Consider the following 26422-nt stretch of genomic DNA (forward strand, 5'->3'; position numbering starts at 1 on the left):
CCGCAAAATGATAAACTAATCCTGCATACGCTCCAGCGCATAATCTGCTTCCTCCGCAGTCAGTTCGCCCGCTTTTAATTGTCTGAGGAGCTCTTTTACTCTCTCGTTCTTTCCATTGGAATCCGCTGTTGCACGAGTCTGTGCCTCCGCGGAAAACGTTTCTTTTTTACGAATGGTTACATCCTTCAAACCTGCAAGTCTCTCTCCTTGTTCATTAAGCAGCTGAATATCGTAAATAAGCTCGGATTGACCTTTTTGGCCTGTTTTACGCGCATAAGCCCAGCATTCTGCTGAAACCTTTTTCCGAATCGTAATCTCTCCTATTGAAAAAGGAACATAAACAGATGCCTCTTCTCTTCCGTCGGTAATTCCGAACAAAGATTGCAGAGCCCCATCAATTAAAGACGGATGCAATGTATAATTTTCAAGAGCATATGCGGCTTCTTTTGGCAGCAATAAGTGTGCAACCGCTTCCGTTCCGCCGCCCCATAAACGTTGAATCGGCTGAAAAGCGCGCCCATACAGGAACCCGTTTTCCCGAAAATACTCGTAACATTCATCTTGTTCACGGACAAAAGCACTTCTGTTTATCATCTCTTGTCTGTCGATGTTCTCTATATCATCATCACTGTAATGATGATCATAATCTAATTCCCCCGTCACAAATCCAGTCCTTACAGCAGCATCCTCGTCAGGTGACATGTTAAATAATATGCTGCCGTCTTTTACGGAAATGTGAGTGTAAATGGTCAGGCTCTCTTGCAAAAGCATGGCCGGTCTGGCAAATATCACGTTTTTTAAACGAGTGACCTTTTTCTTTCGATATGACCGCGTTCCCGCTGCGCATGCCATTTCAAGAAAAGCAGCTGCCGGGAGAATGCTCTTGTTTTTTACAATGTGGTCTTTTAACCAAATCTCTTTTTCTCTTAATGTCGTTTTAAAAAACTGCTGTTCCAGAGTAGATTCATTCGAATCCAGAAGCGGGTGCAGTGAAGACTGCTGCGGCAATGTTTCCGGAAATATTGCACTTTGATTTCGAGGCACCCAGTAAGACTCCTCAGCAAATGGATATAAAGGAAGCTTGACCTTTTGCGGGGTATATTCTTCATATAACTCTCGCCATTGAATATCAGCCCCGAAAGACCATAATTTTGCAAGAAGATTCAAGTCCTTTGTCTCCATCATCACCTCGAGGAATTTATCTTTCATCTTTTGGTCATGAAAGATAAAGACTTTATCAAAATCTTTCGTAACATTGCCTTTGTATACGCCCTCTCCAATTGTTCCTTCAGTACAGAAAGTTCTCAGCTTCTCCTTAAGCTCCGGCAAATCGGAAGCTACAACAGCAAGTCTGTCTTCCATCGGTTGCCTGCATGTCTGCAATGTAAAAGCGATATCAGCTGCCGAGGCCTTTGTCTCCCGCTCTGTGAATTGCAGAAGGCGCCGAGCGTATTCTTTCAGTCTGTCTTCATTTTTGGCTGAGAGAACTGCGGCAAACGGCCCGCTTATTGTTTGTGTGTCCGCATGGTTTTGATATTCTTCCACAATGACATGGGCATTTGCTCCTCCCGCTCCGAACGAACTGATTGCTGCTCTCCTGTTGGAGGCGCCTGATTCTTTCCGCCACTCTTCTTCTTTCCGCTGAACGTAAAAAGGCGTCTTTTCAAATCGGATATTTTGGTTCAGCTGTTCCGAGTGAATGGATGGCGCCAATTTCTGATGCTTAAATTGTAAAAGAACTTTTGTAAGAGCTGCTATACCTGCAGCAGACTCCAAATGTCCGATATTAGACTTCACTGAACCTATAGCACAAAATTGTTTATCATCCGTAAATTTCTCAAACGCTTTTGTCAATCCTGCGATCTCAATCGGATCTCCGAGCGAGGTACCCGTTCCGTGTGCTTCCAAGTAGCTGACGGATCGCGGACTGATGCCTGATTTCTTGAAATTTTCAGCAATCAGCTCAGCTTGTGCATTCGGATTCGGAACCGTAAATCCATTGGTTTTTCCGCCATGATTTACAGATGTTCCTTTAATCACTCCGTATATATGATCCTGATCAGCAATTGCTTTTTCCAGAGGTTTCAAAAGGACGGCTCCCGAACCTTCTCCCGGGACATAGCCGTCTCCGCCCTCTCCGAAACTTCTGCACAATCCTTCGGTGGAAACAAAATTACCTTGACTCAGCCAAAGGTATTTGCTGGGATGTATGGACACATTAACGCCGCCCGCAAGCGCAATTTCACTTTCCCCTCTTTTAATGCTCTCACATGCCAAGTGAATGGCCGTCAGCGATGATGAACACATCGTATCCAGTGCAATGCTCGGGCCGGAGAGATTAAAAAAGTATGAAACCCTGTTCGCAATAGATGAAAAGAAGGAACTGAGCGCAATCGGATTGCCCCGCGCAGTTTCTTCTGCGCCGAATAATTGATATTGTCCGTACATGGCTCCGACAAACACACCGGCTTTCATACCGTCAAGCTTCTCTTTTGTATATCCTGAATCTTCAAACGTATGCCAGGAGGTTTCGAGAAAAATTCGCTCCTGAGGGTCCATCAGCTCAGCTTCTTTATGAGAAATGTGGAAAAACAGCGGATCGAATTGATCAACACCGCTGATAAAACCGCCCCACTTACTGTTGATTTTCCCCTTCTCCATTCTGTCGGGACTGTAATTCGATCTGAAATCCCAACGTTCCTCGGGGATTTCAATAATACAGTTTTTCCCTCCGGCAATGTTTTCCCAGAACTCCTCAAGAGTATCGGATTTCGGATATCTTCCGCTCACACCGATAATGGCAATATCCTCACCCGGCGGAACCATGCTCGGTGCAGATGCAACCTTCTGCTGCCGGTGCTGTTTTTTACTCAGATTTTCTCTTTTCTTCGGCACTCTTGTTACCGGAGCTGCCCCTGCGGCCTTAAGCACTTTTTCTTTAAAAGATGTTAGGAAGAAGTTTGAAAGCTCTTCAATGTTCTGATATTCAAAAAAGATTGTTTTTGGAAGATCCCCGAAAGTATCTTCAAGCTTTGAAATAAGTGACATGATCATAAGTGAGTTGATTCCGAATTTCTCAAAAGAGTCTTTCGCATTTATTTTATGAGATTGGATTTTCAAGACACCGCTGATGATCTTGATTAAATAGTCATTGACTTTTTCTTTCGCAGCATATTCCTCTTCTTCATCGTGTTCCGCCGTGAGTGTATCTTGATCTGCTGCAGCTGTATTTCTTTGAATCGAAAGCGCTTTTATCATTTTATCCCGCTCTCCTTCTGCAGGCATTAAGCTGGTAAATGAAGACCGCAGCATTTTCAGAAACGCTTCCAAAACAGAGGAAGTTCGCATCGGAGTCATTCCGTATTTTTCTTTTATTTGAATGATTCCATTGCTGTCGAGACTCATCCCGCCATCTTTCAATAACGGCCAATTGATTGAAAGGGTTTTTCCGTTTCGGGAGAGCTGAGATCGAAGCACTGCAAAACTGTCCATAAAATGATTTGCGTACGCATAGTCACTTTGGCCGGCATTTCCGTAAGCGGAAAAAGAAGAAAAGAGAACAAAAAAATCAAGATCTTCGTCTTTTGTCAGCTCATCCAGCCAGATTGTCCCGTAAACTTTCGGGTTCAGTACGTCCGTAAAATCACTGAGACTTTTATTTACAAGAAATGAGTCACGAAGGATGCCGGCAGCATGAATGATCCCGTTTATGCTGCCGTACCGCTGTTTAACGCCGAAAATGAATCGCTCTGTCTCTGTTCGATCTGTTATGTCCGTCCGCTGATATTCAACAATAGAGCCGCTCTCATTAAGCTTACTGATCCGTTCTTTTTGATCAGCGGTTAAAAAAGAACGGCCTGTAAGTATAATCACGGCTTGGTTTTCTTTAGCGATGTGTTCCGCAAACAGCAGCCCGAGTTTTCCCGCTCCTCCGGTAATGATATATATGCCGCCTTTTTGATACGTTACAGATCCGTTATCGTGTTCCGGATTATCAATATGCTGCAGCCCTTTCACATAACGGGTATGTGAGTCTATTAAAACCTCACATTCATCGGATTGAAAGTGCTGTATTTCACTGATTGCAGCATCCCACACCTCGGAAACCGGAGGATTTATCTCAGAATGCTCATGGCGAATCTGTATGGTTTTCGCTTTAAGCTTGGAGCTTTCCATGTTTACCGTTTTCATGAACCCTCCGACAGCTTCATGAAACGGCTGATTCAGACCGCTTGTCCAATAAATATGCAATAACGTAACAGGTTCGTTTCTTCGCATTAAAGCTTTTGATAATAAAAAGAGCGAGTTTATCCCTCTGCGAAGAGTTTCGTTAACGGATTCTTCAGTGAATTCTCTGATTTCTCCGTTCCATAAATAAAGCACGACATCAGGTGTAAATCCGTTTTCAGCCAAATCAGACAGCAGCATTTCGACATGATTTTCATCAGAAGGATTGATTATGCATCTATTCCGTTCAATTCTATAATCAGAATCGGGCGTTACGAGAATGACACGGTTATGTTCTCCATTCATCATCTCGGCATGCTGAAAAAGACGGTTATCCTGATCAAAAATCAGCATATTTCCCGGCGCCTGCTGATTCGGCATATCAATGTTATTTGTCCTTACCCAATCGTTCTTGAAAAAAATGGTTGGGGACGGAGCTTGTGATTCCGGCTCCGCCTTTTTTTCCATTTGTTCTTTTCTGTAAGTGCGAATTAGCTCCAGTCCTGCATCAGGAGACATTTGCTGTTCTTCAATTAAGGAAAGTATTTGTTTGATCTGCACTATTTTCCCTCCAGCAGCTGATAAACTTGGTCAGCAGAAAGTTCACCGTTTTTCAATCGTTCTAATAAGAAGAGAATTTCCTGATCTTCATTTTTACGTCCTGCGGTTAATTCTCCCCCGGTCACTTTTCTGACAGAAAAGTCTTTCATGCTCACGGCTATTTCGCCGCTCTCGTTAATAAAATCAATGTTATACGTATAAAAACCGGTTTCTTTCACCGAAACATGGCATCGGGCAGTAAGCGCCCTCTTAATGTGAAGCTCTCTAAGTGAATATGGAACAAATAAGCCCTCTTTCTCATTATCTCTTAACAAAAATGCCGCCGCTTGAAAACCGCCGTCAATCAATGAAGGATGAAGTGTAAAATGTGAAAACCCGTTCGCTAAATGAGCAGGAAGCTCCAATTCTGCCATTAACTCCATATCACTGCGATATACGGCTTTCAACGTTTGAAAACTGCTATGATATGTCAGGCCCATACGGCTGAAGCGGTGATAACACTCTTCCCGGCTTATGACCGGCTCACTGCTGCGTATGAACTGATCAATATCGACATACTCAGGATTGCTGTTTATGTCTCCGAATACTGTTTCACTTTGTGTGCAGATTTGCTGCACGCCATCCGGACCCTCCTTACATATCATTACGTTCAACTTATCTTGTTTCATTTCCAAGTCGGTATAAATGTGCAGCGTTTTTCCTTTATATAATATAGGTCTGTTCCACATCACGTCTTTTATTTTATATACTTTACTTTCTCCGCTTATTTCCGCACAAACAAGAGCCATTTCAAGCGAAGCGGCTCCTGGCAGCACATAGTCTCCTGAAACAAGATGATCAGTGACGAAAAATTCAGTTCCGGAAATAACAGTTTTAAATGCTTGTTTCTTTAATGTTGAGACATTCTCGCTGATTAATGGGTGAAGACTTTTACTATTAACCTCGCTTTTGTTCTTTTTCGGAGTAAACCAATAACTCTCTTTTGCAAACGGATAAGTTGGCATCGGCACTCTATTCAATTTCTTATTGCCGATTGTCTTCCATTCAAACTCGGCTCCATTGGCCCACCATTGTGCGAGCAGCTCCTCTTTTCCGCTTTGAAGAGCCTCCTGAATCATATATTCAGAAACAGCTGTGCGCTCTTCAGTGTTTTCGCTTATAAATACGCCTTTTTGCACCTTGCTGTCATCAAGAAAGCTGACGTATTTATCTCTCAGCTCAGTCAGACTCGCTGCACATACGGCAATTCTTTCGTTCATTGCTTCCCGGCCGTTTTGCAATGTAAATTCCATGTCACTGGCATTAACGGTCATGTCACCGGCAATCACGCGATCCAAGTACTGAACCATAAGCCGGATATACTCAAGTAATTGATCTTTGGTTTTCGCAGATAAAACAAAAATATGTGTGTTACCGTTGTTTTCCGGCACTTCTTTTTGAGGTTCCCTATATTCCTCTAAAACAATATGCGCGTTCACACCGCCGAATCCGAATGAGCTGACACCTGCTCTCCTCGGCAGATCGTTGTTCTCTTCATCTTTTATCGAATTCCACTTTTGAGCGGTTTCTGTGATATAAAATGGCGTATTTTCCAGTTTGATGTATGGATTGAGTTCTGAAAAATGGGCGAGTCCCGGAAGTTTGCGATATTTAAAAGCCAGTAACACTTTCAGCACTCCGGCTATTCCGGCAGCGGTTTCGAGATGGCCGATGTTTGTTTTCACAGACCCGATTCCGCAGCATTTCTGTTTCGCAAAAGGAATGTCCCATTCTTGATATAACGTTTTAAATGCCTTTATGATGCTGTTCACTTCAATCGGATCACCAAGACTTGTCCCTGTGCCATGCGCTTCTATATATCCCGCAGTGGCAGGACTGACCCCCGCCTTCCGCCAAGCTTCGGTTAATAAGTCCGCCTGTGCGTTCGGATTCGGAGCTGTCAAAGAATTGGCGCGGCCGCCGTGATTTACAGCTGACCCTTTAATCAAACCATATATATGATCACCGTCTGCCTGTGCTTTGCTGAGCGGCTTGAGCAATACTGCAGCCGCCCCTTCACTCCTTACATAGCCGTCAGCGCTTTTATCAAACGTTTTGCACTTTCCGTCTTTGGAAAGCATACCTGCTTTATCAAAAGCTATAAACAGAGTAGGGCTTGTCATAATATGCACTCCGCCTGCAATCGCCATTTCAAAATCGCCTCTTTGAATCCCCTCAGCCGCACGATGGAGCGCAACTAACGAACTTGAACAGGCAGTGTCAATCGGTTCGCTCGGACCCGTCAGGTTCAGCTGGTAAGAAATACGATTTGCCAATATACAATGATTTAAACCGGTTGCGGTCTGCGCCTGAACAGAGACGCCATTTTCATTCAGACGTTCAGCATAATCCGTTGTGGCGACCCCTGCAAACACCGCGGTTTTCGTCCCTGCCAAATCAGACGGCTTATAGCCCGCATCTTCTATTGTTTTCCATACAGTCTCCATAAAAATTCTTTGCTGGGGATCCATTAATTCTGCTTCGGCGGGAGAAATCCCGAAAAACAACGGATCAAAACTGTCCGCGCCTTTGATAAATCCGCCTTTTTTTATTTTTGTTCTATTGACGTCCCTGATCGGATCGCCGTCAAACTCTTTCCAGTTCCAACGGTCTTCAGGAATGTCTGTAATCATATCCCGGCCTTTTTCAATTCCTTCCCAAAAGTCTTCCAGCGTATCTGTTTGGGGGAAACGGCCGCTTATTCCCACTATTGCCACCGGCTCATTCATATGTCTTTCCTCTTGCCTAGTTTTATTTTCAGGCTCAGGGGAATGTTCATAGGATTCCGGCGGAGGCGTGCTGTACAATGTTTTTTCGTCAGCTGCAGAAAAAGATTCTGTCTCAGCAAAAAGGATTTCTCCGTATTCCTCGATTACATAATCAGTCATTTCAGCCAGTGAATTGCATTCAAAGAAAATGGACGGCAATAATTCCGTACCATATTGTTGATTGATTTCATTTCCGAGTCTGGTAAACGTAATAGAATCAAATCCGTACTCGCCGAATGAAGTCTCTTCTTCTATTTCCTTTCTGTCAATCTTCAAAATACTTGACATCATCTTTGCGATGCCCTCAATCAGATTTTCTCTCCGGTCTTTCGCCGCAGATTCATCTGAAGAAAAAGAACCGCAGAGATGAAGCTTCTCGGAATACTCACTCTTTAAAAACTCAAGAAGTTCATTAAAATCAGTAAGACCGAAAAAATCTGACGGCATCATTGATATTCCTAATGACTCGTTTAATTCGCTGCCCAGCATTGTAAACATAATTGAATCAAATCCGTATTCACTTATCGGCAGTTCAAAATCAAATTCCCGTTCTTCAATTTTTAATACGCCGGTGATGATGCGCGTCAAAGTGCTTTTTAAAGATTCAGTTATTGACAGCTCTTTCGGTTCGTGATTTTCGTCGGCGATTGCCGGATCACTTTTTCCGCTGTCAATCGTTATCATTCGTTCCAGCTTTAATTCATTACCGCTAAATACCATTATTTGATGTTCACACCCTGTCATTGCTTGATCAAATGCTGCAAGGCCTTCCCGTTTTCCCAGAGGCAGCATTCCGAAACGGTCATAAAGGAACTTCTCTGAATGAATATCAATTTGCATACCGCCTTCTTTCCATAAAGGCCAATTAATCGAGACTGTTTTTCCAGGTTTATTTTCCGCCGCTCTCATTTCCGCAAAATAATCCATAAACCGGTTTGCATAAGCATAATCGGTTTGTCCCGCGTTCCCGATTATTGCGCTGATAGATGAAAACATTACAAAAAAGTCCAGAGGTTCTCTGTCTGTATACCGGTCAAGCCATATCGTTCCGTAAACCTTGCTGGCCACGACTGAATCGAGATCCTCTTCACGCTTATTGATGAGTAATGAATCTTTTATCACACCGGCACTGTGAATAATTCCTTTAACAGGACCTAATTTGTTTTTGACGAGGTTTATCAGGTTATTGACATTTTCCTTATCAGAAATATCGGTTCTTACATAAAAAACCTCTGATCCGTTTTTTTCGAGCTCTTTTACATTGCTTACGGCTTCCTCAGAAAGCTCTGACCTGCCGATAAGGACAAGTTTTATTCTCCCTTTTCGCACAAGATGTCTGGCGAAAATCAGTCCCAGACCGCCCGTTCCTCCTGTAATGAGGTAAACTCCCCCTTCTTTTACTTCCATCTTTTTGGGGGGCTCGGCACTTTCAATTTCTGCAGAGTGCTTGACCTGCCTGATTCCATCTCTGTATCTGATTTCTGAAGTACCATCGCTGATGATTGTTTCTTTCACAAGGTTTTTTAATTCAGGCAGACCGGTGTTCAGCTGTAACTGAATTTCACCGCTTTGTATTTCAATATTTTTACCGGACAACATTGGATGTTCCAAATGAAGTGACCTAAAAAAGCCGCTGATTGCCATTTGATAAGGTAAGATTTGATTTTCCCTTGTGAAAAATACATGTGATATCAGGATTTTATGTCTTGGGATTGTTGCTAGCAGAGCTTTCGTTACATTGAAAACCGGCAAAACAGCCTCTTCCAGCTTTTCATGAATGTTCTGCTCAATTCCCGTTTCAGGGCTCATCCCGATTAAAATGACGCGGTCAATTGTCACTTGTCTTTCTTTAAGAATCGCCAGCAATTTCTGATAGCCGTCAAGTTTGACGCTGTTCAATTCAAAGGAATCAGCTCTTTTTTCTTGAAAACTGCCGCCATGGCGGACAAAGATCATGTTCAAGCCGATATCTTTATATGCCTGGCGGATCAGCGGTTCTGATATATCCCGACGGAGTGAAATCACAAGGCAGCTGTTTAAACCGCTGGCTTCAGGCTGATGAAGCAGAGGGGCCCGCTTCCACATATCAGTGTAATACTTAACTGAATGCCGCTCATCCTGAGTCTGCGGTGCAGCCCTTAACGCCTTTAACGCTAAGTTTTTTATTTTAAGACTTACAGATCCGTTTTCATCCATAAATAATATATGAAACCTTTTGACATCATCATGTTGTCTTTCATCGGCAGCTGTAATGTAAGCATAGCCGTTTGCCGAAGGTGTATGAAGAATCTCCAGCTCACCTAATTCAAAAGGCAAATATGCGGTGTGATCTCCTTCTTGACCGGACGTAAACCCGGTTGTGGATTGAAAAATGCCATCCAATAAACACGGTTCCAGCAGCGTGCCGGATTTTTTATGAATGCTCTCAGGAAGTGATATTCGTGCAAGAACAGCATTTTCATGGATAAACAGCTGTTTTATTACCTGAAAACTGGCTCCATAGTCCAAACCGCTCTGCCGGAAATCCCTGTAACACTCAGCGCCGCTGATTAATCTTTTCTGTCCGGTTAACCAGCTGTCCAATTGAAAACGCTCTGTATGAGAGGCATCTTTATCTCCGCATGTGATAATGTTTCCTTGGCAGTGAACTGCCGCTTCAGGTTGCATATCGGTTTTCACCACAAATCTGCCGTCTTTTTGATTCGGCAGCAGATCTATCATTATCGTCTTTTCTTTTTCAACGGTTATTGGAACCGCCCATACAACCTGACTCAGTTTTATGACTGATTTTCCGTACAGCCTCTCTCCCGCTTCTCTGGCCGCTTCGATGATTGCCGCTCCTGGCAGAACCATATTCCCATGCACAACATGATCTTTTACATAATATTCAGAATCTGAAAGCGTTTTATAAAATCGGCACTCACCTGCAGAAAAATCAAATAAAGGAGCTTTATCAGCTGTTGATTTTGATTGCGCCTTATTTGACACCCACAGTCTGTTTTTTAAGAAAGGGTAAGTCGGCAGGGTAAGTTTCGCCGGTTTTCTGCCAGTGCGGAAATCTTCCCAGCTTAAATTGCCTCCTGATACCCAGAATTCAGCCATTTCGGCTAATGTGGTTCTGCCGGATTTGAGCGGAAGTTCCGATTGCTGCTGTCTGCGTTTATGATTCAGTTTTTTCCCTCTAAATATTTCGTGATCGTCAATTCCATTATAAAAGTGATTTAATTTCAACATCAGATCATCGATATTATTTGAAATGACAGCAAGCCTTTCCGGCATGGCTTCACGCCCTTCAAGAAGGGTATACGCAATATCAGAAAGGTGAAGCGGCTTGTTTGTTCCCGCTTGCTGCAAAAACTCGCCCTGTTGTTGACGGGCCTTTTGAAGATATTCCACCAGCTGTTTTGCCGATTCCCGTAAACTCAGTGAATGCTTGGCTGAGAGTACGATAAGTTCCTCACTTTCCTCACAATCCGTATAACAGTCAGCAGCAGACTCATACTCTTCCACAAGAATATGAGCATTCGCCCCGCCCGCTCCGAAAGAACTTAATCCCGCACGCCGCGGATATTTGCTGTCAGAATGTTTTTCATTCGCGGGTTTTATCCAGTCGGCGGTTTCCTGCTGAAGGCAAAAAGGTGTCTCTTCCAGATAAAGATCCGGATGCACCCGTTCAGCATGCAGTGTTGCGGCTATTTTTTTATACTTCATTTGTAAGATAATCTTTGTCAGGCCGGCAATACCCGCAGCCGCTTCGAGATGACCGATGTTAGATTTAATCGATCCGAGAGAGCAATATGAAACATCTTCGGTATAAGCTCTAAACGCCTTGGTCAGGCCTCGGACTTCAATCGGGTCACCCAGCGGCGTTCCCGTGCCGTGGGCTTCAATAAAGCTGACACTTCTGGCGCTCCAACCGGCCGCTTTAAGAGCTCCTTGGATTAAATCCGCCTGTGCGGCAGGATTAGGCACCGTATAGCCATTCGTCTTTCCCCCATGATTAATTGCCGTTCCTTTAATGACGGCGTACACAGTATCATTATCACGTATGGCATCTTTAAGCGGTTTAAGAATAACGGCCCCGACACCTTCCCCGGGTACGAAACCGTCGCCGCCTTCTCCAAAACTTCTGCATTTTCCCGATTTTGAAAGCATTCCCATCTGACATCGGTATAAATAGTCAGAAGGATGAAGATACAAATTTACTCCTCCCGCAACCGCAACCGAGCACTCACCTTTTTTTAAACTTTGGCAAGCCATGTGAATTGCCGTTAAGGATGAAGAGCAAGCCGTATCTACAGGGACACTGGGACCTGTAAAGTCAAATGTGTAAGACACTCTGTTCGCGAGAGACCATGGGAACGAATTTGGAAGTACATCGTTTTTGTCCGTCGGTATTCTTTCGCCGAGCAGCTTGTAAGAATTGGTTGTCACTCCCGCAAATACACCGACATGTTTTTCGGTCTGCTTTCTCAACCCTTCAATGGTATATCCCGAATCTTCAAATGCTTTCCATACGGTTTCGAGAAATATTCGTTCCTGAGGATCCATCGCTTCTGCTTCTCTTGGAGATATTTGAAAAAACAAAGAATCAAATGATTCAGCATTCTTTAAAAATCCGCCCCATTTGCAATAAATTTTCCCCTCATGCGCTTTAGCGGGGTCTGGATCATAGTAGGTCTCATAATTCCATCGTTCTTTCGGAATTTCTGTGATTGCGGTTCTCTCTTTTGATAGAAGCTCCCACAATTCTTCGATATTTTCAGCCCCGGGATAACGGCCGCTGATACCGATTACCGCTATCCCGTCAAGATGTTCTTTTTCCTCCGCCGCAGGTGCAGTGATGTTTTGTTCCGGCCTGGCGGGGGTAATGCTCTGAATCTGTTTTCCTTTTTCCTCCCGTGAAAATAAACGCCCCAGCCGATCCGGATATTCCTTTACAAGATGATCTGCTAAATCTCTGATTGTATGAAATTCAAATAAAAGCGTTTTCGAAATTGCTCCCAGTGACTGCTCCAGCTTTGTGTTGCATTGATGAATCATAACCGAATCCATTCCATATTCAGCCAGATGCACATCTTGATCGATCTCTTCCCGTTCTGCACCGACCTCAGAGGAGATGATATTGGTTAAAAACAAAACTGTCTGATCCAAAATATCGCCTTGAGCCAAAGGAATGGCACTGCCTGTCTCTGTTTCGTCCGTCAAAAATCTCTGCCGCATAAATTGTTCAAAGCGCTCATGATCACCGCAGACTGCAATATTATGCAGCTGACCCGAAGTTACAATCCGCGAAAACCATTGCGTTCCGTTTTCAGCAGGAAGTTCTTCGAGCCCGGAACCATGAAAAAGAGACGTCCGCCCTTGACCTGACAGGTTCGCCCCCATTCCGATGTCTTTCCATAAAGGCCAATTGATTGTCAGCGTGCGGCCGCTGCGCAGAGAATTTTGCCGTTTCCATTCCCGATATTCTGCAAAATGATCTAAAAAGCCGTTTGCATATGCATAATCACACTGGCCTTCGTTCCCTGCAATAGAGACGACTGAAGAAAAAACGGCGAAAAAATCCAATTCCAGCGACTTCGTTGCATGATCAAGATTCAATGCACCATGAACTTTTGGAGCAATCACCTCTGAAAGTTCCTGCTTTGTTTTTTGAAAAAGCAGCGAGTCTCTGATAACTCCTGCGCAATGAATGACGCCATGAAGACCTGCATGCTGATCGGTAATACCGTCAATCATTTTTTTTACCGCTTCTTTATCGGATATATTCGCCTGTATATAATAAACCTTGGCTTTAAAGCTGTTCAGATATTCTAAATGTTTCTGCTTATCTCCGGTTAAAGCAGATCGCCCCGATAGAATAATGGTGGATCTTTCAGTTTTCGCGCAATATTCAGCGACTTTACTGCCAATCCCCCCAAATCCCCCTGTAATTAAATATACTTTATCTTTTTCAGGGTATTGAATGGTCTTTGTGTATGTTTCTCTCTGCTTCTCTAACATCCGTGCATATCTTACGCAGCCTCTGTAAGTGATATGAATATGCCGATCAGGCGCTGTGTTTATTTCTTTATAAAGAATGGCAGCCTTCTCTGAAAATGAAACGGCTGCAGAATCATGTTCAAAGCAAACCGTCTTACAATGCAGCTGCGGATATTCTTGTTTTACCGATTTAAAAAAACCGTTCACACCTTCAAAATACGGCAATTTTTCTTTTTGATCTGCGCTGAATGTATAAATGAACGTTACTTTGTTTATAAGGTTCTCGCTGATTAAAGCCTTAGTCAGATAAAACACGGAATAAATTCCTGATTCGAGTGTTTCTTCCAGTTCAGGCTGTTTTTCAGACCACGTATGCAAAATTGCATCAGGCGCTGCGCCTTTTTCTTTTAACAGACGAATGACACTTTGATAATCATCGGGACGCTGCCTGTTGATCGTGAAAACACTATCGCTTATCTGCTCTAAACGGTCACCGGGCATAATAAGATATGCGGACGTATTCTCTCTTTTTTTCATCTCTTCAAAATAGTCTTTATTCTCGGAGAACAGCAAAATAGTACAGGCTTGTCCGCTGTCCGCTTCATTCTCAAGTGCGGTTTCTTTCCATATCGGCGTATAAAGTGCCTGATTCTTCTTTGCTGAAAAAGCCGCGTCTGATTTTACCTGCTGAGGGTTTAAAGAAAATTGACAGCGCTCAAACGGATAAGGCGGAAGCGGGGCTTTTCTTTTATGATAGTCACCTAGTTTCGCCCATTCAATCTCTTCTCCTGAAAGCCACATTTGCATAAATGAATGATAAAGAGCCTCATCAGCTGCTTTGTCCGCTTCAAAAGCAGCCGCTTTGTTTAGTTTTGCTGATGGAGGGAGCGATCCGAATTGAAAAACTGAAAACTCAGAAATATCCACATCCGGCTCCGTTCCCTTTTCTTCCGTGTGAAGCGGCATATGATCAGCTATCTCCTGAGACACGGCATCCATTTGATTGTATTCTGTCATCAACGGAAAACGATCCTTATCATAAAAATCTGCCGGCTGCTCATTCATACAAGCAACAGCCTGTTTAATTCCGTCTTGCTTTTTCAATAACATGCTCAGAAAAAGTTCTTTAGACAAAATTCCTTCGTCCAGTAAATTTAATATTTCCAGAACATAATCATTATTAAAGAATCCATCATAATCTGTTAAATCCCATCTCTTATACAGTCTCCTCATAGAGGCAAGGATAGCCATGATCGCCGCTTCCTCATCAGCCGGCAATGCGTTTCTTTTATCCGCCGTGCGATTCACAATATAAGATAAAATCTCGATTTCCTGAGTCTTTCCCGCTTTATCCCACTCTTCTAAAAACCCTTTAAACGTATATTGGTGCTCAAGAAGCAGCCGTGTTTTCCCGTACAGGCGGTCTGCAAAATCAGCCGGGAAGCTCAGACCGTTCAGCAGCATCCTTACATATTCTTCATTTAATCGAACCGGCGGGTACGTTTTTGAAGTGTACGGATTGACAAATGGAATGGACGGCGGCTCACAGGATAAGTGCGAAGGTTTTTCAGCGCCTGTGATGACAGAAATGGCCTTTTCAATTTTGATGATACCCGCTGCTGCAAGAGCGACGTAATATCCGTCTCCGGCGCCTGTAATGAGGCTTGGCTTAAAACCGGATGCCAGGATACTTTTTATGATTTCCGTATTGATAACTAAAGAATACAAGCGGATTTTCTCAGGCGTCCATTTTCTTTTAAATGAACTGTGCAATGTCGGTATACCCTTCAGCACCGGCCTTACGTTCTTTTCTAAATCAGGGAACACCCGTTTCAAAACGGCAAATTGTTTATAACTTTCCCATTTGAAGTCACCGATGGCAAGCGCCCATTCAGAATCTTGTTTCCTCCGAAAACTCAATCCCTCTTTAAGCTGATTTTTAAATTCCTCCTTGCTGCCTGCCAATAAACCAGCCCTGTAATCAAACGATGTCCTCCCTGTTAAAAGGGTGCTGCTGATCACTTCATTTGATATTTTGCAAAATTCCTCTGAATCGTCAGCAAAGGTTCTCCAATGATGTATCATTTGTTTCATGCTTTCTTCACTTTTAGCGGAAAAAAGGAAGGGTACCCTTCCTTTTCTGTCAGATTCGTCTTTTGTATGTATAAATTCTTCGATGATGACGTGAGAGTTGACACCCCCAAAACCGAAGGAGCTGATTCCCGCCCTGAGCGGAGCCCCGTCTGCCGCCTTCCAATCACTTGAATCAAGTGCCGGCCTAAACGGTGTTTTTTCAAACTGTATAATTGGATTTACCGTATGTACATTCAGGCTTTTCGGCACCCTCCGGTGTTTCATCATCATTAGAACTTTTATCAATCCGGCCATTCCCGCCGCTGCTTCTGTATGACCGATATTTGTTTTCACACTTCCGATCCTGCAATATTGAGTATCCTCAGTATATTGCCGATACGCTTTTGTCAATGCTTCTATTTCTATCGGATCGCCCAGAGATGTACCTGTGCCGTGTGCTTCTACATAAGAAACCGTCGCAGCATCGACAGCAGCGTTGTGTAAAGCTTCTGAGATGACCCGGCTCTGCGCTTCTGCTCTGGGAGCGGTTATGGAACGGGATTTACCGCCATGATTAACAGCTGTCCCTTTTATGATCCCGTATATATGGTGACCGGCTTTTACTGCATCACCAAGGCGCTGCAGCAATACAACGCCTGCCCCTTCTCCGGGAACGTACCCGTTCGCCGCTGCGTCAAAGGTTTTACATTTGCCGTCAGGACTCAGCATTCTGGCTTTGGAAAAAGAAATATATTTTCCGGGTTGGAAATTCAAGTTTACTCCCGATGCGATTGCATAATCGCTTTCTTTTGTCCGCAATGACTTAACCGCTTCATGTAAAGCAACAAGCGACGATGCACAAGCGGCATTTACAGACATGCTTTTTCCGGTCAAACCGAATGTGTATGAAAGCCGGTTGGAAAGCATAGCTTCGAAACTTCCTAAACAGGCGTAACTGTCGATTTCCGATTCAGTATGACCTGTCTGCCGGTAGTCAGAATTCATAATACCCGCAAAAACAGAAGTGGTTTTACGCTGGAGATCCTGCAAAGAAATCCCGGAATCTTCGATGCACCGCCAAGTTTCTTCTAAAAGGATTCTTTGCTCAGGGTCCATGTTTTTCGCTTCCCGGGGAGAGATATTAAAAAACTTATGGTCGAAATGGTCAGCTTTATGAATAAAACCTCCCCACTTGCTGATTGTTTTGTTCGGTATACTGATATCGGCTGAATAATAAAGATCGGGATCCCACCGTTCAATCGGCACTTCCCGGATGGAATCTTTGCCGCTATTTATGTTTTCCCAGAATTCATGATAATGATCTGCATCGGGGAATCTGCAAGCAACCCCGATTATCGCGATATCCGCACTCTGTTTATTCAAATGAACCATTGGCCTCCACCCGCCCCTTCTTTAGTGTAGAAATAACGTATCCAATCTGCGCCTCAGCAGACTTTCGGTCTCATTCATCAATTTTTCACCAATGTCATCGACATGTCTGTTTCTCCATGATTCCAAATCCGTGCCCTTTACCCAATGATTAAAAGCGCCTAAAGACGGGCCGCAATGAACTTGGAAATTCACCTTTTGTTCTTCCTGCCCTTCCAAAGCAAGCAGACATCCTCTTTGCAAATACCACTTAAATAGTAACAGCATCTTATATTTTTGATTGCGCTCAGCTTTTTGGGCCAGGTTCGGCTGTTTTTCTATTATGCTTTCGTAGATTTCATCAAAAGTCTTGTTAAAATAATCATTTTCGAGCTGAATCTTTGTCTTTTCATCTATCTCATTCAAAGACTCGTATTGTTGGTAGATTTGAAATAATTTATTTGCCCTGACCGGAAACAGCGTGCCCTTTTTCAGCACCTGAACCTTTGTTCCGAACTCAAACAGAGTCTCCGAAGGCGCATAAGCAGTATCGCATATTCCTGTCTCACTCAGCATTTCTTTAACAAAACCGCTTGTTTCGGCTTCAACTGTACATTGATTAATGGATCCCGTCATAATAAAATCAGCGCCCATTAAAAAAGCAGACGCGGCAGACTCGGGAGTCCCGATTCCTCCCGCAGCCCCGATCCTTATCTTCCTTGCGTATTTGTGTGTTTCCATCATTTCATCCCGCAGGTTAACAAAAAACGGCAGCATCGCCGTCAATGAGCCCTGTTCGGTATTACTTCCGCAATCTGCTTCAATAATGATATCGTCTGCTAACGGAATACGGCTGAGCCACTCCGCCTGCTCTTCCGTCAGCATACCGTTCTGACACATTCTCTTTACGATACTTTGAGGAGGCGGACTCAGAAATGCGGCCGCAACTTCCGGCCGTGAAACTTTGGCAATGATCCGATTATGAGGTATGACGCTGCCGCTTTTGTCTATCTTCAACTGATGCGCTTTGTAATAAATTAATGGCGCGCTGACGGAAAGATACGAAGACGCTTCTATTACTCGTACGTCATGCTTGATATATAAATCTATCAATTCCTTTTCTCTATCTTGATGAGCCGGCTCAAATCGCAGATTCATACCGTAGGGCTGGCCATTTTTGAGTGTCTTCTTAATAGAAATAAGGGCCTGTTCAATTTCCCTTATCGTTAAACCTGCTGTTCCAAAGAACCCCAGCATTCCTTTCTTCCCGAGGCGGATCAGCATTTCAGCGGAAGAGATCCCTCTATGCATCGCACCTGCCAAATACGCGTATGTCAAACCGTAATCTTCTTTGAAAGATTGATCACCCAATCGGGACACCGGTGAAGCTGCACCGCTCTCTATATTTTCGGCCAAGAGGCTATGCTCTTTCCCGCTTTCCGAATTGTCCTTGTTCCCTTCAGGAAAAAAGAGACTGTCTTCCGGCGCACTGATAGTAAGCGGTTCCTCATCTCTTTGTATGGTTTGAATTAATTTAGTCAGAATGTTTCCGGGACCGATCTCTTCAAACACAGTGACGCCTTGTCCCATTAGATACCTGATGCTTTCAGTCCATTTTACCGAGTTTGTTATTTGTTCAATTAAATTCCGTTTGATATCTTCTTGTTTATAAGGTCTTGCCGTATAGTTAGAAATGACCGGGAAATTCAATTCAGAAAAATGAAACCCCTCGATAAATTCCGCAAATTCACGCTGTGCACTTTCCATGAAACGAGAATGAAAAGCCCCGCCGACCTGCAATACGATATAAGCTTTCGCCCCTTCTTTTTCAAAAAAAGAGGCTGCCCGCTTTATCTCTTCTGCAGCCCCTGCTATCACAATTTGTGAAGATGTATTGTAATTGGCGATATCTATTTGGCCGAATTCATACTTTTGAAGTATTTTTTTTATGTGGTGCTCATCCAGTCCGATCACGGCAGCCATTCCGCCCTCGGAAGCCTCACTCATTAACTCGCCTCTTTTAGCAACCAGCCGGAGACCTGTTTCAAAATTAAAAACACCGGCCGCAAAAAGCGCAGTATATTCACCCAGACTATGTCCTGCAACAGCATCAGGACGTGTATGACCTTCTTTTAAACCCTTTAAATATTGCAGTGCGCTCACTGTATAAATTGCAGGTTGTGTATACTTCGTATCAGTCAGCCTCTCTTTTTCGTCTGAAAGGCATAAATCCTTTATGGAGTATCCTAAAATATGATCTGCCTTTTTAATGAGCTCACCGAATTCATCGAATAAGTCTCTGCCCATTCCTTTAAACTGCGCTCCCTGTCCGGGAAAGACGTAAGCAAGCATTTGTTTTCCTCCTGTTCCGTATTTCTGCCGTTTCTTTTCGTTACGATTTTGATAAACGTTTTTCACTTCAATTTTAAAATTGTCGTTTACTTTCAGCACCCTTACTTAATAAGCATTACTAAGCAAAATAAAAAAACCTTTATGCCGGATAAAGGTTTAAAAGCAAAAAGCATGTACAAATATCATATTGCCGTAAATATAAATAGATAGAATTTTCTGATAATTAAAATCACATTTTCATTCTGTTTTATATATATATATATATCAATATAATAAAAACATTCCAACGTGCCGAAACAACGATTGGTTTTATGTGAATATTTCCCTAAATAAATACTATACTATGATTTACTTGTTGTCAATGGGAAACACACGTATTTACCAATTCTTCAGCCGCCTTTTTACAGGCGGCTGAACTCGGTTGTTATCAGTTCATCAGCCCATGCCGATATGCCTTCACTATACTATTTGCGGAATAATAGTTCTTTCTCTTTGTTGTAGTCTTTAGTAAATTGATTGAACTCATCTGCTTGTTTATGCACCTTTTCGTAAACTGAGTTTACTTTGCTGATTTGCTCTTCCAGCTGCGCTAATGTGAGCTTTTTATCTTTAATCAGTTTATAAAGGTCCTTATCAAGTGAAATGGCTTTTTCGTACTTTTTGTACAAAAGGTCATAAGATGCATACCTTTTCTCCATTAAAGCGACCGCATGCCCGGCTTTTTCTTTTACTTTCTTATCCTTTATTTCTTGAGAAGTTTTTTTTGCGGATTCAAACGCTTGTTTTGAATCATCAATACTGTCTTTTTCTGCTTTCAGATGTTTTTTTCGCTGATTTGCATTGCTCAGAGCCTGATCAGACAGTGTGACAATTTTCTGGTAATCATCCATATTCAGTTTAACCGCGCTGTCGTATAGCTGATGCTCTTTTTTCTCCAATTTTTCTAATGTTTTCTGCTCTTTTTGAAACGGTTTTTCCGCTTGAACGGCTTTTTCCATCGAGTCATGAAGCGATTCAACCGGATCTTTTCCCCCGCAGCCGGCAAGCAGCATACTTGCGGCGCCGAGCGCTCCGATTCCTGCTAATACCTTTTTTTGAATCATATTCACTTAAAATCCCCCAATCTTGACAATTTCCACTATAGAAGCCCGAACGCTTTTTGACAATAGCTGAGCTGTAATTGGCATGACCGGGTAAAGACGCTTACGGTGCTTTCAAAGAATACTTGCGTAAAAAATTGAGAAAACAGGGCGGATGACCATACATCTTTTTGGCTTTTACATAGTTTATAGTAGACGCCGGCCCTGCTGACAGAGGGTCAGCGTAATTAAAAGAGGAGGTTTTTTTATGTACGGATATGGATTTGGCGGCGGATTTGGCGGCGGTTGTTGCGGCGGCGGATATGGTTATGGCGGCGGTTACGGTTACGGCTGCGGCGGCGGATACGGCCGCACATTCGCATTAATCGTCGTATTGTTTATCTTATTAATCATCGTCGGTGCCGCTTATTTAGGCTGCGGCTGCTGACCTTATACACCATGAACATCGGCCGGCCTGCTATGGCCGGCCAATTGTTTCGTTGCGCCGCGATAAAGAAATTCGCTATAATTTACATATTAAGCTTTAGGAGTGAAGTTTCTTGATTACTATGGAAAATATTGTACGCGACGGACATCCCGCGCTCAGAGAGATCGCTGAAGAGGTTCAGCTTCCCGCTTCTGACGAAGAAAAACAGCATCTTGCTGATATGATTGAGTTTGTGAAAAACAGCCAAAATCCTGAATTAGCCGAGAAATACAAGCTTCGTCCGGGCGTCGGTCTTGCCGCTCCGCAAACAGACGTAAAAAAACGGATGATCGCCGTCCATGCAGAAGATGCGAAAGGCACTTTATACAGCTATGCTCTTTTTAACCCTAAGATCGTCAGCCACTCAGTGGAAAAAAGCTACTTGACGAGCGGAGAAGGCTGCCTGTCGGTAGACGAACCCATTCCCGGCTATGTGCCGCGCTACGCCCGCATCCGCGTAAAGGCGGTGACGCTTGAAGGAGAACAGATTGACATCCGTCTCAAAGGTTTTCCGGCCATCGTGTTTCAGCACGAAATCGATCATCTGAACGGCGTGATGTTTTACGACCATATCGACAAAGAAAATCCGTTCAAAGAACCTGAAAACGCCATTGCCATTGACCGTTAAAAATAACCGGCACTTCCCAAAGTGCCGGTTTTCTCTATTTCAAAAGGCCCAGTTCTTTGACGGCCCAGCTGATTCCCTCTTCATCCACCGGCTTTGTGACGAAATCGGCGGCAGCTTTTAATTCCGGAACCGCATTTCCCATCGCCACCCCGGTGCCGACAAAACGGATCATCTCAAGGTCATTTAGTCCGTCGCCGAATGCATAAGTGTCACTTACCCCGTACGGAAGCCGCTCAAGCACTCTTTTAATGCCTTCCGCTTTTGAACCGCCTTTCGGAAGCACATCCGTTGACAATTCATGCCAGCGGACATAATCAAACTCCGGAAAAGCGGCATATGCTTTTTCTTCATGACCGCGGCAGAATAAAAGCAGCTGATAAATTTCTTTTCCTTTATAAAATGTTTCATCAACTTCGGGATAAGGCGCTTTCAGACTGCCTATTCCTTCCGAGACGTGCGGATGTCCGGGGACGGTCGTTTTCATCGTGTCTTCCGCCATAAATACGACGGGGTGCTCCCCTTCTGCCGCCTGCTTTAATAAACGCGCAACTGCATCTTCAGGAAGCGGATTTTTATAAATGACCTCACCTTCAAATACGACATACTGGCCGTTGTATGAAATAAATGATTCAATCTCAAGCTCTTCCAGAATCGGTTTTACCATAAACGGGGACCTTCCGCTGGCGATAAAAACGTGATGGCCAGCCTCTTTAAGCGCCGTCACGGCGTTTCTTGCGCTATCGGGAATATGTTTATCATGGTCATAGATCGTGCCGTCAATATCAAAAAAAATCAATTTTGGTTTCATGTCAATTTCTCCTTTTTCCCGTTTATCAGTCGTGTCTTTTTCAATATCATCATACATAAAGTTTTTCTTCCGGAAAACCGCCTTGATGAAATTCCAGTTTTACCCACGAAAACAAATTCAGTTTTTCCGCATACTACTGCTATAAAGGGCTTCAAAGGAGGTATACGATGCTGCGCCGATTACGGAAGAAACTCAGAAGACAGTGGGGCGGAATGCTCCGGAAAAAAGTCATCGCGTAGAAGGGGTCTTTCGGTTTTTGAAAGTCCCTTTTTTGCTCGAGACTTTCCTTATAATCCGTTTTCGAATATAATAGAATAAGCGAGTCTAACATACGGCATTTAAGGAGAGATTTGGATGATTTATAAGGTATTTTATCAAGAGAAGGCTGACGAAGTACCTGTTCGGGAAAAAACAGATTCACTTTACATTGAGGGCGTTTCAGAACGGGACGTCAGAACGAAACTGAAAGATCAGAAATACAACATTGAATTTGTTCAGCCTGTGGACGGTGCTTTTTTAGAATATGAGAAGCAGAGCGAAAATTTTAAAGTATTGGAGTTATGAGCGGAATGAAATTTGTAAAAAATGACCAGACTGCCGTTTTCGCCCTCGGCGGATTGGGCGAGATCGGGAAAAATACGTACGGGGTGCAGTTTCAGGATGAAATTGTACTGATTGATGCGGGAATCAAGTTCCCGGAAGATGAACTTCTCGGCATTGATTACGTAATCCCCGATTACACGTATTTAGTAAAAAATGAAGATAAAATTAAAGGTCTGTTTATCACCCACGGTCACGAAGACCATATCGGCGGTATTCCGTACCTGCTCAGACAAGTAAATATTCCCGTTTACGGCGGTAAACTCGCGATCGGCTTACTTCGGAATAAACTTGAAGAGCACGGGCTGCTAAGACAGACCAAATTAAACATCATCGGTGAAGACGACATCGTGAAGTTCCGCAAGACGTCTGTATCCTTCTTCAGAACGACACACAGCATTCCGGATTCATACGGAATCGTCGTCAAAACACCGCCGGGCAATATCGTACATACCGGGGACTTTAAGTTCGATTTCACACCGGTAGGCGAACCGGCAAACTTGACTAAGATGGCTGAAATCGGGAAAGAAGGCGTTCTGTGCCTGCTTTCTGACAGTACAAACAGTGAGGTTCCTGATTTCACCATGTCAGAACGCCGCGTAGGCGAAAGCATTCACGATATTTTCCGAAAAGTGGACGGCAGAATTATATTTGCGACATTCGCTTCAAATATACACCGTCTTCAGCAGGTGATTGAAGCAGCCGTTTTAAACGGCAGAAAAGTTGCCGTATTCGGACGCAGTATGGAATCGGCTATTGAAATCGGACAAAATCTCGGTTACATTACCTGTCCTAAAAATACGTTTATTGAGCATAACGAAATCAATCGTATGCCTGCCAATAAGGTAACGATTTTATGTACGGGAAGCCAAGGTGAACCGATGGCGGCGTTATCACGCATCGCTAACGGGACGCACCGGCAGATTTCCATTAATCCCGGAGATACGGTCGTCTTTTCTTCCTCTCCGATTCCCGGAAACACAATCAGCGTAAGCCGCACCATCAACCAGCTGTACCGTGCGGGCGCAGAAGTCATTCACGGTTCATTGAATGACATTCATACATCCGGACACGGCGGACAGGAAGAGCAGAAATTAATGCTCCGCCTGATCAAACCGAAGTTCTTTATGCCGATTCACGGTGAGTACAGAATGCAGAAAATGCACGTCAAACTCGCGACTGATTGCGGCATACCTGAAGAAAACTGCTTTATCATGGATAATGGCGAAGTGCTGGCCCTCAAAGGCGAAGAAGCCGCTGTGGCAGGCAAAATTCCGTCCGGCTCCGTTTACATTGACGGAAGCGGAATCGGTGATATCGGCAATATCGTGCTCCGCGACCGCCGCATTCTTTCAGAAGAAGGCCTTGTTATCGTTGTTGTCAGCATCAATATGGACGACTTTAGGGTTTCGGCGGGACCTGATTTAATCTCAAGAGGTTTTGTTTACATGAGAGAATCCGGTGATTTGATCAATGACGCGCAGCAGCTCATTTCGAACCATCTGGAGAAAGTAATGGATCGGAAAACAACGCAGTGGTCCGAAATTAAAAACGAAATTACCGATACACTAGCTCCGTTCCTATACGAAAAAACAAAACGCCGCCCGATGATCCTTCCGATCATTATGGAGGTCTAAAAAAAACTGCACTCATTACGAGTGCAGTTTTTTTATTGCAGCGGAATATGCTGAAAGGCTTTGACATCAAACAGACCGGCCGCCGTCATTTTAATATCCGGAATCACCGGAAGCGCTAAAAACGATAATGTGAGAAACGGATTGAAATCACCGGTGAATCCGAGCAGAGAAAGCTTTTCATGAAGCACGCCCAAGCTGTCATTGACCCATTCCGCCGACTTATCAGACAAAAGCCCGGCGATCGGAAGCGGAACGGAATGAAGCAATTCTCCGTTTTTCACGGCTGTTAATCCTCCTCCGGTGTCACGGAGCCTGTTGATTGCTTTTGCCAAATCGGCATCGTTTGTACCGACGGCGATGATATTATGGGAATCGTGAGAAATGGTTGTGGCGATGGCGCCTTCTTTTAACCCGAACCCTTGTACAATCCCGAGTCCTATCATTTTTTCGCCGCTGTGCCGCTCTGCGACGGCGATTTTTAATAAATCATTTTCTGTATCAGGACGAAACGCGTCAGCAGACGGTGCAGGCACTTCTTTTTTTCTCGTCTCCAAATGATTCGGTATCATTTCGATTACGTTCATTTTCTTGCCCTCTTGAATCGGTATATGAAAATCCGATTCAGTCAGCGGCGCTTTCAGCCGCACTGTATCCAACAGCGCCTGGTCCGGCGAATAGGAACCGGCAGACTGTTCATAAACCGTGCGTCCGTTCTCGGCAACGGTCCGGCCGGCGACCATGGTCTTCGTGACGGCAGCCTCCCGTACATCTGAAATGAACAGCAGATCTGCGTCAAAACCCGGCGCTACCGCCCCTTTTGTTTCAAGACCGTAGCACTCAGCCGCATTTAAGCTGGCGAGCTGATACGCAAGGAATGGATCAAGTCCCGCCTTTATCGCCATTTTGACTTGGTGGTTCACACTTCCTTCTGAAAGCAGATCATCTACATGCTTATCATCCGTGCAAAAGAAAAAGCGCCGCGCGTTTTTTTCATTCACCGCCGGCAGCACATTGAGCGTATTTTTTGCCACCGATCCTTCGCGCAGCATGACATACATCCCCCGTCTGATTCTGTCCAGCGCTTCTTCTTTTGTCGTCACTTCATGATCATTTGACACCATTGCGGTTCTATATATATTGATGATATCTGAAGAGAGTCCGGCTAAATGCCCGTCGATCCGTTTTCCGTGACGCTTGGCATCAAGCAGTTTCTGAAGCATATCCTCTTGACCTTCCGCAACAGACACATAATCCATTACTTCCGCAAGTCCGAGCACCTCTTTCTCCTGATAAAAAGGCTTTAAATCCTCGGCTTTTAATACGGCTCCTGAGCGTTCAAAGCTAGCGGCGGGAACACAGGAAGGAAGCATGAAACGGATGTTCAGCGGCGCCTTTTTCGCCTGCTCTATCATAAATGAAATGCCTTTTGCTCCGGAAACGTTCGCAATTTCGTGAGGATCAGTAATGACCGTAGTCACTCCGTGTGGGAGGACGGCTTTAGCAAATTCAATCGGAGTAACCATAGAGGACTCGATATGAACATGTCCGTCAATAAAGCCCGGAACGATCATTTGGCCTTCTGCATCAATGACTTCTTCCCCTTCATATTCGCCCAGCCCGACGATCACTCCGTCCGTAATGGCGATATCTGCAGAAATCCATTCCTGGTTAAATACATCCATGATTTTTCCGTTTTTAATGACGGTATCGGCTTTTTGTCTGCCGGCTGATGCATTCAGCCGTTCAGCCAGTGTTTCTTTGTTCAAAATGAGGCCTCCTCTTTTTCTTTATATGGTACAATATGCTATCG

At 44.0% G+C, this 26422-nt stretch carries 10 protein-coding genes; 4 read left to right on the plus strand and 6 right to left on the minus strand.

Annotated elements, in window-relative coordinates; all coding sequences use genetic code 11:
* Positions 1 to 15 precede the first annotated feature (15 nt).
* The 4 genes from AR442_RS12240 to AR442_RS12260 form a co-directional block, all read right to left on the minus strand.
* Positions 16 to 4788 (minus strand): type I polyketide synthase, encoded by a 4773-nt coding sequence (locus AR442_RS12240; protein WP_053285005.1) that lies wholly within the window; start codon positions 4786 to 4788, stop codon positions 16 to 18.
* A complete protein-coding gene (locus AR442_RS12245) occupies positions 4788 to 17045 on the minus strand; it encodes an SDR family NAD(P)-dependent oxidoreductase (RefSeq protein ID WP_014417641.1) in 12258 nt (4085 codons plus the stop codon). Before AR442_RS12245 ends, AR442_RS12240 begins: the two co-directional genes overlap by 1 nt.
* 21 nt (positions 17046 to 17066) lie before the next feature.
* Positions 17067 to 19373: an ACP S-malonyltransferase gene (gene fabD, locus AR442_RS12250; RefSeq protein WP_014417640.1), complete on the minus strand. Its 2307-nt coding sequence runs from the start codon at positions 19371 to 19373 to the stop codon at positions 17067 to 17069.
* 464 nt (positions 19374 to 19837) lie between these two features.
* On the minus strand, positions 19838 to 20476 hold the full coding sequence (locus AR442_RS12260) for a YkyA family protein (RefSeq protein ID WP_014417638.1): 639 nt from the start codon (positions 20474 to 20476) through the stop codon (positions 19838 to 19840).
* 244 nt (positions 20477 to 20720) lie between these two features.
* Between AR442_RS12260 and AR442_RS12265 the strand changes: the two genes are divergently transcribed.
* Both AR442_RS12265 and def read left to right on the plus strand, forming a co-directional pair.
* Complete coding sequence (locus AR442_RS12265; protein WP_007409651.1) at positions 20721 to 20900, plus strand: YjcZ family sporulation protein; 180 nt, start codon at positions 20721 to 20723, stop codon at positions 20898 to 20900.
* Between the two features lie 112 nt (positions 20901 to 21012).
* Entirely contained in the window at positions 21013 to 21567 is a 555-nt protein-coding gene (gene def / locus AR442_RS12270; protein ID WP_003154544.1) for a peptide deformylase, read from the plus strand.
* Between the two features lie 34 nt (positions 21568 to 21601).
* On the opposite strand, the gene AR442_RS12275 is transcribed toward def, so the two are convergent.
* Entirely contained in the window at positions 21602 to 22375 is a 774-nt protein-coding gene (locus tag AR442_RS12275) for a Cof-type HAD-IIB family hydrolase (protein ID WP_031378771.1), read from the minus strand.
* Positions 22376 to 22729: 354 nt separating this feature from the next.
* On the opposite strand from AR442_RS12275, the gene AR442_RS12280 reads away from it, so the two are divergent.
* Positions 22730 to 22939, plus strand: a complete 210-nt coding sequence (locus AR442_RS12280) for a DNA-dependent RNA polymerase subunit epsilon (protein WP_003154548.1) — start codon at positions 22730 to 22732, stop codon at positions 22937 to 22939.
* Positions 22940 to 22944: 5 nt separating this feature from the next.
* Entirely contained in the window at positions 22945 to 24612 is a 1668-nt protein-coding gene (rnjA, locus tag AR442_RS12285) for a ribonuclease J1 (RefSeq protein ID WP_053285006.1), read from the plus strand.
* Positions 24613 to 24644: 32 nt separating this feature from the next.
* On the opposite strand, the gene ade is transcribed toward rnjA, so the two are convergent.
* Positions 24645 to 26378 carry an adenine deaminase gene (gene ade / locus AR442_RS12290; RefSeq protein WP_053285007.1) on the minus strand — a complete coding sequence of 578 codons (1734 nt, stop codon included), beginning with the start codon at positions 26376 to 26378 and terminating at the stop codon, positions 24645 to 24647.
* Positions 26379 to 26422 lie beyond the last annotated feature (44 nt).

This window comes from Bacillus velezensis, assembly GCF_001461825.1.
GTDB lineage: Bacteria > Bacillota > Bacilli > Bacillales > Bacillaceae > Bacillus > Bacillus velezensis.

What these genes read in the sequence shown, in the direction of transcription:
- AR442_RS12260 (WP_014417638.1), bottom strand. Translation starts at nt 20,476, where the DNA reads ATGATTCAAAAAAAGGTATTAGCAGGAATCGGAGCGCTCGGCGCCGCA.
- AR442_RS12245 (WP_014417641.1), bottom strand. Translation starts at nt 17,045, where the DNA reads ATGGTTCATTTGAATAAACAGAGTGCGGATATCGCGATAATCGGGGTT.
- fabD (WP_014417640.1), bottom strand. Translation starts at nt 19,373, where the DNA reads ATGCTTGCTTACGTCTTTCCCGGACAGGGAGCGCAGTTTAAAGGAATG.
- AR442_RS12275 (WP_031378771.1), bottom strand. Translation starts at nt 22,375, where the DNA reads ATGAAACCAAAATTGATTTTTTTTGATATTGACGGCACGATCTATGAC.
- AR442_RS12265 (WP_007409651.1), top strand. Translation starts at nt 20,721, where the DNA reads ATGTACGGATATGGATTTGGCGGCGGATTTGGCGGCGGTTGTTGCGGC.
- AR442_RS12280 (WP_003154548.1), top strand. Translation starts at nt 22,730, where the DNA reads ATGATTTATAAGGTATTTTATCAAGAGAAGGCTGACGAAGTACCTGTT.
- rnjA (WP_053285006.1), top strand. Translation starts at nt 22,945, where the DNA reads ATGAAATTTGTAAAAAATGACCAGACTGCCGTTTTCGCCCTCGGCGGA.